The sequence below is a fragment of the Occallatibacter sp. genome, assembly GCF_036502485.1.
GTDB lineage: Bacteria > Acidobacteriota > Terriglobia > Terriglobales > Acidobacteriaceae > Telmatobacter.
Window position 1 is genome coordinate 1 of sequence record NZ_DASXYM010000180.1, and the last position, 13,676, is coordinate 13,676.

Annotated in this window: 12 protein-coding genes; 9 read left to right on the top strand and 3 right to left on the bottom strand. The window is 62.1% G+C overall.

The genetic code is table 11. The annotated features are described in order from the left end of the window. Nucleotides 1-32: 32 nt before the first annotated feature. Both VGL22_RS21665 and VGL22_RS21670 read right to left on the bottom strand, forming a co-directional pair. Nucleotides 33-479, bottom strand: a complete 447-nt coding sequence (locus tag VGL22_RS21665; RefSeq protein WP_465269054.1) for a hypothetical protein — start codon at nt 477-479, stop codon at nt 33-35. Between the two features lie 548 nt (nt 480-1,027). Continuing rightward, the gene (locus VGL22_RS21670; RefSeq protein ID WP_465269055.1) at nt 1,028-1,474 is read right to left on the bottom strand and encodes a hypothetical protein; all 447 of its coding nucleotides are present in this window, start codon (nt 1,472-1,474) and stop codon (nt 1,028-1,030) included. A 445-nt stretch (nt 1,475-1,919) separates the two neighbouring features. Here VGL22_RS21670 and VGL22_RS21675 point away from each other — a divergent pair, with 445 nt between their 5' ends. Beyond that, a complete protein-coding gene (locus tag VGL22_RS21675; RefSeq protein ID WP_465269056.1) occupies nt 1,920-2,828 on the top strand; it encodes a DMT family transporter in 909 nt (302 codons plus the stop codon). Nucleotides 2,829-2,965: 137 nt separating this feature from the next. On the opposite strand, the gene VGL22_RS21680 is transcribed toward VGL22_RS21675, so the two are convergent. Beyond that, entirely contained in the window at nt 2,966-5,311 is a 2,346-nt protein-coding gene (locus VGL22_RS21680; RefSeq protein ID WP_465269057.1) for a glycoside hydrolase family 3 C-terminal domain-containing protein, read from the bottom strand. A 232-nt stretch (nt 5,312-5,543) separates the two neighbouring features. Between VGL22_RS21680 and VGL22_RS21685 the strand changes: the two genes are divergently transcribed. The 8 genes from VGL22_RS21685 to VGL22_RS21720 form a co-directional block, all read left to right on the top strand. Continuing rightward, on the top strand, nt 5,544-9,140 hold the full coding sequence (locus VGL22_RS21685; protein ID WP_465269058.1) for an EAL domain-containing protein: 3,597 nt from the start codon (nt 5,544-5,546) through the stop codon (nt 9,138-9,140). A gap of 191 nt (nt 9,141-9,331) precedes the next feature. After that, nucleotides 9,332-9,880, top strand: coding sequence for a retropepsin-like aspartic protease (locus VGL22_RS21690; RefSeq protein WP_465269059.1), 549 nt, complete (start codon nt 9,332-9,334; stop codon nt 9,878-9,880). Between the two features lie 88 nt (nt 9,881-9,968). Further along, on the top strand, nt 9,969-10,529 hold the full coding sequence (gene efp / locus VGL22_RS21695) for an elongation factor P (RefSeq protein WP_465269060.1): 561 nt from the start codon (nt 9,969-9,971) through the stop codon (nt 10,527-10,529). Nucleotides 10,530-10,587: 58 nt separating this feature from the next. Next, on the top strand, nt 10,588-10,815 hold the full coding sequence (locus tag VGL22_RS21700) for a hypothetical protein (protein WP_465269061.1): 228 nt from the start codon (nt 10,588-10,590) through the stop codon (nt 10,813-10,815). Between the two features lie 41 nt (nt 10,816-10,856). Beyond that, complete coding sequence (locus tag VGL22_RS21705; protein WP_465269062.1) at nt 10,857-11,345, top strand: response regulator; 489 nt, start codon at nt 10,857-10,859, stop codon at nt 11,343-11,345. A 64-nt stretch (nt 11,346-11,409) separates the two neighbouring features. Further along, the gene (locus VGL22_RS21710; RefSeq protein WP_465269063.1) at nt 11,410-11,925 is read left to right on the top strand and encodes a GNAT family N-acetyltransferase; all 516 of its coding nucleotides are present in this window, start codon (nt 11,410-11,412) and stop codon (nt 11,923-11,925) included. 152 nt (nt 11,926-12,077) lie between these two features. Beyond that, nucleotides 12,078-13,040, top strand: a complete 963-nt coding sequence (locus tag VGL22_RS21715) for a FecR family protein (RefSeq protein WP_465269064.1) — start codon at nt 12,078-12,080, stop codon at nt 13,038-13,040. Nucleotides 13,041-13,402: 362 nt separating this feature from the next. After that, the coding region (locus VGL22_RS21720) for a hypothetical protein (protein WP_465269065.1) at nt 13,403-13,676 on the top strand (274 nt) is incomplete at its 3' end.

The window sequence follows — 13,676 nt, forward strand, 5'->3', positions numbered from 1 at the left end:
GGAGCCTGGCGGCTCCCCCGGGTGGTTGGTGGTTACCAGGTTGCCGAGAACGAGGTGATGGTTCCCGGCGCGTTGTTGGTGCTGCCTTTTGCGGAGGCGGCGACAGAGCCGGAACCGCCGCTGGCTGTTGCTGTTCCTGAGAACACGTGGTAGCACGTGGTCTTGTTGTACCGTCCGCCGCCCGAGCAGCTGAGCTTCATGGTTCCGGAGACGGAGGCTACGACGATTCCGTTCCGATAAAGCTTGCCACCTGAGCACGTCCAGTTCCACTGATACGTCCCGGCACCGAAGAAGGTGACGGGGCAGGACATGTTTGCAGTTCCACCGCCGGACAGGGTGATGTTGGAAGCTGTGATGTTCTGTCCGATGGTGGTGGGTGCGTTGAGAGTTCCGCCTGAACCGGAAATGGTGGTCAGGGCTGTTGCCGCGGTCGCGATGGCCGCGCAACTGAGAATCAAAAGAATGGGAAAGTGTTTCATCTCTCCTCCGTGGGGGATGTTGTTTTGGGTATGTGCTCATCACCGCGCCTGCATGCGGAATAAGGGGCATGGCGGAACGGTGAACGTTCGAAAACCTGCATACCTTTGAAACGGAATCGAGAAATCACGCGCCTGGGGTTGGGCCCGCGCGTCCAGAAAGAGCGGCGCGCAAAAAAAGCACAGCTGCACCCGTTACAGCGCAGACACGTTTGTCCTAACCAAGCAAGAGACCCGGATCGCCGGAAGGGCGAACGGGAACAGGGGAAAGTGCGGTGCGCTGTTACAGCGGGAGAGGGAGCGCTCCGCTTCTACTTACGATTGCATAAAGATGCCGTGAGATGGATGAGATGACGAAGATGTCATGTTCCGTTTACAAATGAATGCTTGCTTTTAAGCTATTGACGCACAGCGCTTTGCGGGGTTGAGGAATTGTGATGCGGAAGGCAATGGGGCAGGCAGCGTGGGGGACCCTGCCGGGCCGGGGATGCTCATGCGCGTTTGGGCGACGGCGTCCCAGGGCGGTCCGGCAGGTCCTGTTGGTGTGCTGATTACCAAGTAGCAGCGAAGTTTGTGACGGTGCCCGGGCCGTTGTGGGAGCCGCCTCTTGCGGTGATAGCGACGGGTCCGGAGACGGCACCGGCTGTGGCTGTTCCGGCAAAGGAATGCCAGCAGGTGATGCGTGAAAACCGTCCGCCGCCGGAGCAGGCCAGCTTCATCGTTCCGGAGACGGAGGCGACGACGACTCCGTTGACGGTGAGGTGGCCGCCTGCACATTTCCAGTTCCACTGATAGGTGCCGGCGCCGAAGGCGGTGATGGGACAGGACATGATGGCGGTGCCGCCGCCGCTGAGAGAGACAGCCGAAATCGAGATTTTCTGTCCGATGGCAACGGGTGCAGTGAGAGTTCCGCCTGAGCCGGATCTGGAGATCAGGGTGGTGGCGGCGGTTGCGAGCAGGGCGCAAGTGAGAGGCAGAAGCAAGAGCAGTTTCTTCATAGATACTCCGTGAGCACCGACTGCGTGCTCGCGAAGGGCGAGCGGCAGGGTGCGCGTGCTGTAAATACGTCTCTTGCAGGGGAAGTCCAGAGCACAGCCCCTTGGGGAGACGCGCGCGTGGAACTCGCGCAACCAGGGAATGCCTGCGCGGTTTCGGCGCAGACCCATAGTGAGTCTCAAACCAAGGAGGGGATCTGGATCGCCGGAGGGCGGCGAATCACTAAAGGCAAGCGCGGAGCACGTTTCAGAAGTATCAGATTGCGCCGCTGGGTTGGTCCGATTATAGGGACGGTTCAGGCGCGGTGAATCAGGAAAATCCGACGCGCGAATGCTTGCTGGGACCGGGTTGCGGCGCGGGAGCTTGCTAGGCTTTTGGTATGCGCGTTCTCTGCCCGACCGGGGCCCCCGGCACACCGTCGATGATCCGTTCCGCCCGCGGGCGCGCATGAACCAGTCGAAGTCGCAGATGCGGGCCATCGGTCTGGCGGTTGCGGGATTCACCTTCTGGGTGTTCACCGACAGCACCATGAAGGTGGTGGGCCGGTCTCATCTTGCACCGCTCGAGATCCTGGCTTTCATGGGCGTGGTGGTTTGCGGCGCGCTGGCAGCGTGGACGTTTGCGCGGGGAGAAGGGCGCACCCTGCGGCCGAAGCAGCTAAAACGGCAACTGGTGCGCTCCTGCCTCGACCTGGTCAACAACGTATGCGTCGTTATCGCCCTGCGCCACGTGCCGCTCACGTTGTTCTACATCCTGGTGTTTACGTCACCGATGGTGATCACGCTGCTGGCGGTGCTGGTGCTCAAGGAGGATCGAGAGAAGCGCAAGGTTGTTGCGGTGGTGGCGGGCTTTGCCGGCGTGGTGATTGCGCTTGACCCCTGGGGCCGTACGCCGCCAGGCGACTGGATCGGCTATCTGGCTTGCATGACGTGTGTGATTTGCTTCAGCTTCAACATGATCTGGTCGCGTGTGCTGACGCGAACCGAGACGCCTGAGAGCCTGGCCTTTTTTTCCGGCATTATCATGACCGTGGCGGGCGGCATCGCCATGCTGATTCACGCCGAGCCCATTGGGGGGCTGCTGCTGGCGCAGCTCATCGCGATGGGCACGTTCTGCGCGGCGGGGACGCTGTGCTTTTATACGGCCGTGAAGCACACCTCGGCGTCGAACGTCTCGCAGTATCACTACACGCAGCTGCTGACGGGTGCGGTGGTGTCGTACCTGATGTGGCGGGAATTGCCGACGGTGTGGATGGTGCTGGGCAGCGTGCTGATTGTGGCGTCAGGGTTGTATATCGCCTGGGTGGCAGCGCGCAAGGGTGGGGAGGGGGATGAGGTGTATGAGCATCCGGTGTGAGGGGAATCAGCGAGCCAGCACGGCTGCGCAGGTTAGCCAGTTAGCGAGTTAGCCAGTTAGCCAATTAGCGAGCTAGCCAGTTAGCGGGTTGGCGAGTGAGCCCTGAAATCAGTTGCGATGGGGGTTTAAGACTTCCTTTACTTTCGCAGCCAGGCGGCGGGCAGGTTGATTACTTTTTTCTGGCGGATGTCGCGGGAGGAGGCGCCTACCTGGATTTCGTATTCTCCGGGAGCTACCGTCCACTCGCGGGAGGCGGGATCCCAGTAGGCGAAGGCGGATTGATCCAGGCGGAAGTGCACCCACCTGGTTTCGCCGGGCTGCAGATCGACGCGCTGAAATCCTTTGAGCTCATGCGCGGGGCGATCGATTTTCGGCTTGTTCTCTTTTACATAGAGCTGGACCACTTCGGCGCCTGCGCGGGCGCCGGTGTTCTGCACGCTGACGTCAACCACGACGCCGAGGTGGGGAGTTTTGCCGGTGAACTCCAGGCGGGGGGTGGCTCCCATGTCGTTGTAGTCGAAGGTGGTGTAGCTGAGGCCGTAGCCAAAGGGATAGGCTGGCTCCACTTTCTTCGTGTCGTAGTAGCGATAGCCGACGTAGATGCCTTCGGCGTAGTCCACCTGGAGGTTCTGGCCGGGATAGTGGCCGTACGCGGGATTGTCCTCGTAGCGTTTGGGCAGGGATACGGGCAGCTTGCCGGAGGGGTTGGCCTCGCCGAACAGGACGGAGCCCAGGGCGTGGCCGCCCTCCTGGCCGCCGTACCACATGTCGAGGAGCGCCGGAGTTTTTTCGAGCCAGCTCGACATGGAGACCGGATCGCCGGTGTTGAGCACGACGACGGTGTGCGGATTAGCTTTCTCCACGGCTTCAATCAGTTCATTCTGTCCGGCGGGGAGGTCCATGGTGGCGACGTCAAAGCCTTCCCCTTCGTTCTTGTTGTATCGGCCGACGACGACGACGGCCACATCGGCGCGAGAGGCTGCCGCTACGGCTTCGCGGAGATCGCGGGCGCGGGCTTCGGGCGTGTCGTGGGCGGGGTCTTCGCCCTCCATGGCGACGCCGAGCGCGTACTTTACGTCGATGCTGCCGGCTTTGTCGCGGATACCGTCGAGCGGGGCAACGGTGTATTTGGGCCGCACCAGCGAACTGCCGCCGCCGCCCGTTCGAGCTACGGCCGCGTTGGGGCCGATGACTGCGATGGAATGGATTTTGGCGGCATCGAGCGGAAGCAGGCCGCCCTCGTTTTTCAGGAGCACGATGCCTTCGGTAGCTCCCTGCAGAGCGACGGCCTTCTGCCCGGGTGTGTCGACTTCGCCGCCGGCGGTGTGGGGATGGTCGAAGAGGCCGCTGCCGATGAGGACGCGCAGGATGCGGGTGACGTTGTCATTGATCTGGGCTTCTGTGATGTGGCCGGCGGTGATTTCTGGCTTCACTTTGTCGGGGACCAGCCACAGGTCGCCGTTGCCGGATTTGGCGGTGTCGGGGCGAGCCATCCAGTTCTTCGCCGCGTCGCCGCCGGGCATTTCGAGGTCCATGCCGGCGTTGACGGTGGGCGCGGTGGAATAGGTCGAGCCCCAGTCGGAGATGACGAAGCCCTGGAATCCGAACTCCTGCTGGAGGACGTCGCGCAGGAGGGGCGTGTTTTCGGCCAAGTGGGCGCCGTTCACGAGCTGGTAGGCGGACATGACGTTCCAGACGCCGCCTTCCTGGACTGCCGCTTTGAAGGCGGGCAGATAGATTTCGTGGAGGGCGCGCTCGCTGATGGTTTCGTTGAGGCGGTGGCGCTCGTACTCCTCATTGTTGGCGGCGAAGTGTTTGACGCTGGGGATGACGCCTTCGCCCTGCACGCCGCGGATGTAGGCGACGCCGAGCTTGCCGGAGAGGTAAGGGTCTTCGCCGTAGCCCTCGAAGTTGCGTCCCCAGAGCGGCTGGCGATTGATGTTGACGGTGGGGCCGAGGATCATGTCGCGGCCCAGGGCTTTGACCTCCTGGCCGATGGCCTGACCTTCTTTCTGGACGAGAGCGGTGTCCCAGGCGGCGGCCATGCATACGCCAGAGGGGAAGGAGGTGGATTCGACCTTCATCGGGGCGTTGGAGGAAGAGGTGACGGCGGAGCTGCCGAGCCAGGACCGCACCCCCATGGGGCCATCCGCCATTTTGATGGCGGGAATGCCCAGCCGCGGCACCGGCATGGATTCCATCCAGCCGGAGCCCGCGAGCATAGACACTTTTTCGTCCAGCGTCATGCGGGAGAGGAGGTCCGTAACGCGCTGTTCTACGGGGAGGCCGGCGTTCTTATAAGGAGCGTCAGGGGGGATGGGGGCGGCAGGGGCAGTGGCCGCCGGCTGGGTTTGTGCCGGGGCAGGGGCCTGGGCGGGTGCGGGGGCCTGGGCCGGAAGGGCCGGGGCTACGGTCTGCGCAAAGAGCCGGGGAGTGGCGAGCAGAACAATGAAAATAAAGGAAATGTGCCGTGGAGTTGGCATGCAGGCTCCGTTCCGGGAAGGTGGCCAGCGGAATGCGGCCATCGTAGCCGATGGCACGCAGCCGCCGCAAATGGCGCCCCTTCGATGCACAGTGGTACGGCACAGCCTGGGGTGATCCTGTCCAGGAAGATTCCTAAACCGGTTCAGTAACCCGTTTGGGTCATGTTGTGACCCTTGTGACGATCTCTCTGCCGGGCTACGATTATTACGTCTAGCCACCATTTTGATGTCTATGGGCTCTATCCTCGGCGTTACTTTGGAGTTCTCACTCGAAGCTGCTCCGCGTCTGGAAACCGTGTCCGGTCGCGCGCGCGAGGTTTTGGGGTTCGACGCTGAGGAACTGGTGGCGGGCCAAGTCTCATTCCTCGCCCGCATCCATCCGGCCGACGCCGATGTGGTTGCGCGGCTGTTTTCCCCCGAGCCGGGGGAAGCCGGAGGGACGGTATGCCTGCGCGTGCGGCATCGGGACGGACGAGTCCGTTGCCTGCAGACGGGCTTTAGCAAATTGAACGGCACAGCTTCGGGGCCGGGCGAAGCGACGCACGGAGTGATCCGGCTGGAGCTGACGCTGGCCAGTGCGGGGGATGTGTGGAGCAGTCCGGCGCACGAGCAGCTTCCGCACTTTGATTCCATGATCGAGAACACGGAAGAGCCGGTGTTCTTCAAAGACGTCAATCACGTGTTTGTGGCTGCCAGCCGCGCCTTCGGGCCGGAGGTGGTCAAAGTACTGGGCGATCGACCGCTTTTGGGGCTGACGGACTACGACTTTCTGCCCGAGCATGATGCCGACCAATACTTCGCGGCGGAGAAGCGGGCGCTCACGGAGGGGGTCGAGGTAGAGGAAGTCCTGCAGGTGGCGCGGCCGGAAGAGGGCCTCTTCCTGATGTACGTGCATCATCGGCCGGTTCGCTCCGCGGCAGGGGACGTGATCGGAATCTTCACGACGGCGCGCAATCTTACGGCGCGCGTGCGCCAGGAAGAGGCGCCGGACGAAGTGGTGCGCAAGGCCGAGGTGGGGACCTACGTCATCGACATGCGCCGCGGCGCGGCCGCTACTTCCGCGACGCTGGACACCATTCTTGGGATGGACGAGAACTATCCTCGCGACATGGGCGGCTGGCAACGTCTGCTGCATCCGGAGGATGTGGCCGGCACCCTGGAAAACCTTGGTTCAGTTGTGGACACACCGGGCCGGATGTTTAACCGCGAGTACCGCATCGTTCGCCCATTGGATGGGGCGGTGCGCTGGATTCACGGCATAGGGCGGACGTATCGCGACGCCGGCGGGAACCCTCTTGTCATGCGCGGAACACTCGAGGATATTACCGAGCGGAAGGCGATGGAGTCCGAGCTGCGTCAAGCCAACAAGCGGCTCGAGCTTTTTATTGAGCACGCACCAGCGGCGCTGGCGATGTACGACAACGAGATGCGCTACCTGGCGGTGAGCCGCCGCTGGCGGCAGGTGTACTCCGTCAGCGCGGAAGACCTGATGGGCCGCTGCCATTACGACGTGGTTCCCGATCTTCCTGAGCGCTGGAAGGAGCTGCATCGGCGGAGCCTTGCGGGCGAGTCTCTCAGTTGCGCGGAGGATCAATTCGATCGCAGCGATGGGTCGACCATCTGGGTTCGCTGGGAGATGATGCCCTGGCGCTACGACGATGAGACGATCGGCGGGCTTCTGCTGTTCGTGGAAGACATTACGGACCGCAAGCGCGCACAGCAGCGCCTGGAACTGGCGGCAAGCGTTTTTGCCGATGCCAGCGAGGCCATTTTTGTCACCGATGTGAACGGAATGATCCTTGAGGTCAACGACGCTTTCACGCGCACCACGGGATTCACCCGCAAAGATGTACTGGGCCAGCACTCGCACGTGCTGAAGTCGGATCGTCATGACGGTGCGTTTTATGAGGGGCTGGGACGTGCTGTCAGTGAGACGGGGCGCTGGCGCGGGGAGCAGTGGTTCAGGCGGAAAGACGGCAGTTCGTTCGAAGTGAGCGCCACCATCACCACGGTCTACGATGGATCCGGCAAGCCTGCGCAGTACGTGGCGCTGTTCTTCGACATAACGCCGATGCGCGAGCAGGAGCGCAAGCTGGTGCAGGTGACGCATTACGACGACCTGACCGGCCTGCCTAACCGCGCCTTCACATCCGAGCGGCTGCGGAGCGCCATTGTCGCGGCTGGCCAGACTCATCACAAGGTGGGCCTGGTGTTTTTCGATCTGGACAACTTCAGAAGTATTAACGAGGCGCATGGGCGCGAGGCAGCCGATCTGGTGCTGGTCGCGGTGTCTGCGCGCATGAAGCAGGTGCTGGGCGAGGGAGATACTCTGGGGCGCATCGGCGGCGATGAATTTCTGATCGTCCTTCCCGATTTGCCGGACATTGAACCGGCCTCAGAAAGGATTGAGCGCCTGCTCAAAGCATTCGATCAGCCGGTGGCGGTGGGCGCGATCGAGGTGCAGCTCTCCGCCACGGCGGGCGCGACGTTCTATCCGCAGGCGGAAGAAGTGGACGCCGACCAGATGATCCGCCAGGCAGTGCAGGCGATGTACGAGGCGAAGCTGGCGGGCAAGAATCGATCTCACCTGTTCGATCCGGCGCGCGACTACAACCTGCGCGGCCGCCACGAAGAGATTGGCCGCATTCGTCAGGCGCTGCGCGCCGATGAACTGGTGCTGCACTATCAGCCCAAGGTGGACATGGCCACCGGGAGCCTGATTGGAGCGGAGGCGCTCATTCGCTGGCAGCATCCGCAACGGGGGCTTCTGCTTCCTGACCGCTTCCTGCCGAGCACCGAGGATGACGATCTTGCCATTGAAGTGGGTGAGTGGGTGATCGAGGCGGCGCTGCAGCAGGTCCAGCGCTGGGCCGCCGCGGGACACCGTATTCCGGTCAGCGTGAATATGAGTGCGCGCCATCTGCAGCAGGCCAATTTCGTGGAGCGTTTGCGCGAGATACTGCTGCGCTATCCGGGAGTGGATCCGACGTGCCTTGAGCTGGAGATTCTCGAAACCAGCACGGTGCAGGATTTCGACCACGTGAAGCGGATTATTGAAGCTTGTTTAGCGATAGGCATTCAGGTTTCGATCGATGACTTCGGCATGGGCTACTCGTCATTGACTTATTTGAAGCGGTTGCCTGCGCCCGTGCTCAAGATCGATCGCTCGTTTGTAAGCAACATGCTGGAAGATGCCGATGACCTGGCGCTGCTGCAGGGCGTGATGGGGCTGGCGAACGCCTTCCGGCGCACGGTTGTAGCAGAGGGCGTGGAGACGGTGGAGCAGGGAATTCTGCTGCTGCGCCTGGGCTGCGCGTACGCGCAGGGATACGGCATAGCCCGCCCCATGCCTGCCGACGAGATCATCACCTGGTACAGCAACTGGTGGCCCGATGCGCGCTGGACGCACGCGTCGCTCATCAGCAACCAGGACTGGCCGCTGCTGGTGGCGCAGGTGGAAGTGCGCGCCTGGGGGCGAGCGCTGGAGCGCTACATGCAGGGCATGCAGGCTGTTCCGCCGGAGCTTGATGAGCGGCGCTGCCGGTTCGGCTCGTGGCTGGAAGCGGAGAAGTCCGGTCCGCGGGCCGGTTCGCCCACGCTGCTGCAGGTTGAGGCTCTGCATCGCCGCGCCCACGTGGCGGCGCGCAAAGCCGTGAAACTGAAGCAGCAGGACCAAATGGAAGACGCCATGTCCCTGGTGCGGAGCGCGGCGGGTTTGCACGAGGAGATTCACGCCAGGCTGGATAGCTTTGCGGGTAATTGCGAGGCGAAGGCGGAACGCCTGCATCGCACCAGGGCGCGCTCGCGGCTGGCCCCGATGTACCACTGACGAGCGACTGAATTCTGCAAGGGATTCGGGTGATCGATGCGCAAGGAGCCGGGGAGAGTTGCTTTCGTTCGTCGAAGCCGGGCGTCAGATCATCAGGCTACAATTAGACCAACTCAATCATCCAATCCCACACAGGCTGACGAAGGTCACGCCCACATTCAGGCAGACTGCGACCACACATGCGGCTTTTTGTGTTTTTTTTTGCAGCAATTTTCCCCGGGGCGCTGATCGCGCAGAACGATTGTCCTGCGAACGTCAAGGCGATCCCCCTGCATACGCTTGACCGGCACCAGATGGTGGTGAGCGTGTTCATCAACCACGCGGGTCCCTACGAGTTTCTGCTCGACACCGGGACCCAGATGACGGTGGTGGACCGGGCGCTGGCCGCCGATCTCCACCTGTCCAGCACCGGGAAAGCCACGGTGGCCGGGGTGAGCGTGCAGGGAGCAGCCTCGTTTGCGCGGGTGGAGTCGCTCGAACTCGGCGATCATGCTGTCCTCAATCAGGGAGTGGTTGTCTACGACATGAAGAATGTGCGGGGCGCGGGTTTTGCTTTGCGCGGGCTGCTGGGCGAGGATTTTCTGTCTCGCTACGACGTTCTCATCGACAAGAACCATGCGGTGCTTTGCATTGACGACACCGGCGCGATGCTGGAAAGCCTGAAGGGCGACAACTCATCGCGGAGCGCCGGGGAGCGCAGTTCCGCGTCTCCGGCGGCTGCCGGTCCTGGGCGGCGCTGACCCAGGGACATTGCTGGGCTAAAATGGACGATAGGCTAAAGCCAATTCTTTTCGCGCTTTGAATGCGCTTCCAGCAAGGAGTTTTCCCATGGCGATTCCCGCCACTCAGATGCGCCCGGGCATGATTATCAAGCACAACGACACGCTGCACCTGGTGTTCAAGGTGGAGCACCGCACGCCCGGCAACCTGCGCGCCTTCATCCAGGCCAAGCTGCGCAACCTCAAGTCGGGCGCCATGTTCGAGCATCGCTTCCGCTCCGCCGATTCCATTGAAAAGGTGGTGGTGGACGAAGTGGCGATGGAGTTTCTTTACGCCGATGGCGACGACTATTACTTCATGAATCCTGAGAACTACGAGCAGACGGTGCTGAAGGCGTCGACATTGGGCGATGCGGTGGAGTACCTGACGGCCAACTTGCAGATCCGCGTGAGCTATCACGACGCGCAGGCTGTGGGCATTGAGCTGCCCACCTTTGTGGAGCTCACGGTGGTGGAGACCGAGCCCGGGCTTAAGTCCGCCACGGCCTCAAGCGTGACCAAGCCGGCGAAGACGGAGACCGGCCTGGTGGTGCAGGTGCCGCCATTTATCAATGAAGGCGAGAAGATTCGGGTGGACACGAGCGAAGGCGCTTATCTGAGCCGCGCGTAAAGGATTGGTTAGACCTGCAACACGGGAGGGCGCCTCAAAAGGGGCGCCCTTTTTCGATGTGAAAAGTGATCACCCCGAACAGAGCGGGCGGCGCTGGGACTATTCAACGTCGGCGCAGAAGGCAAGCCGGGAACTGGAGAGCCTGCGCAACAAAGTGGCGCATGCGCAGTGCTTTGTGGATAAGGACCGGGCACAGGTGGCGCGGCTTGCGGGGCGCATGCATCACCTGCTGGAAGAAGCGCTGAGGCGCAACCGGCGGGCGACTGCAGGCCGGTTTCAGGCATAATACGTCCATCGGGGCACGGGGTTCCGCTGCAGGAGGTCTCCATGGCGGTGCACAATCCTTTGCGCGTGCTGATCCTGGATGACTGCGAGGTGATCCCGGATACGCTCTGCATGATTCTGAACAAGAGCGGCTTTGAGGCTCGCCCGGTCTACACGCACAGGGCTGCGATCCTGGCGGCGCATGCATTCACGCCGGACGTGCTGCTTACCGGTTTCAACAATTGTGGCGAGAAGAACGGGTGCGAGACGGCAGCGGAAGTTCTCAGCTTTCTTCCTGAGTGCCGGATGATTGTGTTCTCCGGCAGCGCGGCGGCCGCACCCGTTCTTCAAGAGTTCAGTGAACGCGGCTACGCGTATGAGGTCATGGCCAAGCCGCTGCATCCGATAGACCTGATCAACGTGCTCCGGGGGCCTGCGGGGCCGTTTATGGCCGATGAGCCGCGCGAGACACCACCGCTTCCGCCGGAACCCTTTTGGAGACGGTTCAACAAGATCCCCTGGATTTTCAAGCGGCGCAGCGCTCTCGACTGACGAGCGGCTCAAGCGGGATAGAGCGAACGTGGGTTTGTCGCCCCGGCGTAGAATTCTGCTCTGCATGTCCACTGACCTCGAACTGATCCAGGCCGGCCCCGAGCACCAATCTGCTCTGGCGAATCTGCTTGAACTTTACATACACGACTTCAGCGAACTGCTTCCCATCGATGTGGGAGAGGATGGGCGTTACGGGTACCCGAACCTCCCTCTTTATTGGTCCGATCCTGCACGGCTGCCGTGGCTGGCCAGGGTCGATGGCAAGCTGGTGGGGTTCGCCCTGGTGGGAAGGCTGACTGGTGTCTCCAGCGATGGTGCTGTGTGGGACATGGCTGAGTTTTTCGTGTTGCGCCGCTACCGGTATCGCGGGTGGGGGACTACGCTGGCCCACGCCATCTGGCGGCGATGTCCAGGCAGATGGCAGGTGCGGGTGATGGAGAAGAACAACGCGGGCGGCCGGTTCTGGGAGTCGTGCATTGCGAACTTTACGGGCGGCTCCGTGCCTCCTGAGGCGTTCGTGCAGAACGGGCTTTCGTGGCTGCGCTTCTCGTTCGAATCGGCGGCCGCGGAGGATTGCTGAGGTTACCGCGCCGTCTCACCGCAACTTTTGCGGAGGTTCGGTGTTGTGCCCATGAGCCCTGGAAAAGCGTTTTATCTGTGCAGGACGCGAGACCGGGGCTGTGTAACTTTTCGCTTCCTTCTCCATCTAACGAAGTGAGGTTTATAAGGGCCATGAAATCGAATCTGATGACCATTTCGTTGCTTGGTTTGGGACTCGCTGTGACGCCGGCGTTCGCGGATCTGCCTGCGTCCGGCACGGCGCAGCCCGCCCGGCCGGGCACGGTGAACTATGTAGAAGGATCCGTGACGGTGGACGGCCAGGCGATCTCGCCGAAGCAGGTGGGAAGCGTCGATCTGGGCGAAGGGCAGGAACTTACCACGGGCGCCGGCAGGGCGGAAATCCTGCTTACGCCGGGGGTGTTTCTGCGCGTGGGCGACAACAGCACGGTGAAGCTGCTTTCAGCTGACCTGATGAGCACGCGCGCGGAGGTCGAGAAGGGCCGCGCCGGCGTGGAGGTTGACGAACTCCACAAGGAAAATAACCTGCAGATTGTGGACGCAGGCGTTACTACGAGGCTGGTTAAGGAAGGCTACTACCAGTTCGACGCCGGCACGCCCGAGGTGGCGGTGTTTAAAGGCAAGGCTGACGTGGAGCTTCGTGACGGCAAGAGCAAAGAGGTAAAGGGCAACCACCAGGCCGCGCTGCAAAACGACCTGACCACGCTTAAGACCAGCGGTCTCGACGACAAGGATAAAGACGGTCTTTACAACTGGAGCCGCCTGCGTTCCGAGTACCTGGCGGAGGCCAACAACCGGGTCGCGCCTTATTACGAGGGCTATGCTCCTGGCTGGTATTGGAATCCTTACGGCTGGGGATACACATTCATCGGCGCCAGCCCGTTCTACAGCCCGTTCGGCTGGGGCTTTTATCCCATGGGATGGGGCTGGGGCGGTGGCTACTACGGCGGCGGCTACTACGGCGGCGGGTACTACGGTCGCGCTTACCATGGTCACCGCTATGCGGTGGGCAGCGGAGCGCGTGCGGGGGCGGTGCATAGCTTTAGCGGCATGCGGCCTTCGGCGGGCTTTCACGGCGGCATGAGTGGCGGTATGCGTGGGGGCGCTCACCGTTAGAAACAAGCTTCACAGCACCGCACTGCAAGCCTTGATCCTGGTTTTCAGCCCGCTCCGTGGGGAGCGGGTTTTTTTTGGTAACGCGTGCTCAAGCCCGCACATTTCAGGCAGCGACGCGGCAGGACGGAACAGACTGCGGGAAAAGGCCGATATCCGTTGTAAATCGAGCATGGCAGGGGCTCAAGCCCTCGCATTTTAGCGGCGGTATCGGCCTGACTGAAGTCATGCCCTGATTACAAGGCCTTTACTTTGAGTTTTCCCGTGTCCGCCTGATTGAAGTCAGGCCGATCGCCTGTCCAAATTTGCTCTACGACAACTGCGCCGCGTTTTCTCTCAAGCATCATCGGAGCAGGAGAGCCAGCGTGACGAGGAACGCATTCAGGAATGGAGCCAGGAGCGCGATTTACAGTCTGCTCGCAGGCACAGCGGTTTTGACCGTCTGCGCTGCGCTGTCTCATGGGGCGGTGCCGGCGGCCCACAAGACCCTTCCGCACCCGACTCCCGAGCTGGCGGCGGTGGCGCAGACGGCGGTGCAGGGCGGCTTGCATGCGGAGCTTCCTCCACACATTTCCACTTTGCTTGGCCTCACGCACGAGCAGAAATGCGATGTGAGGCAGGGTGTGCTGCGAACCACGG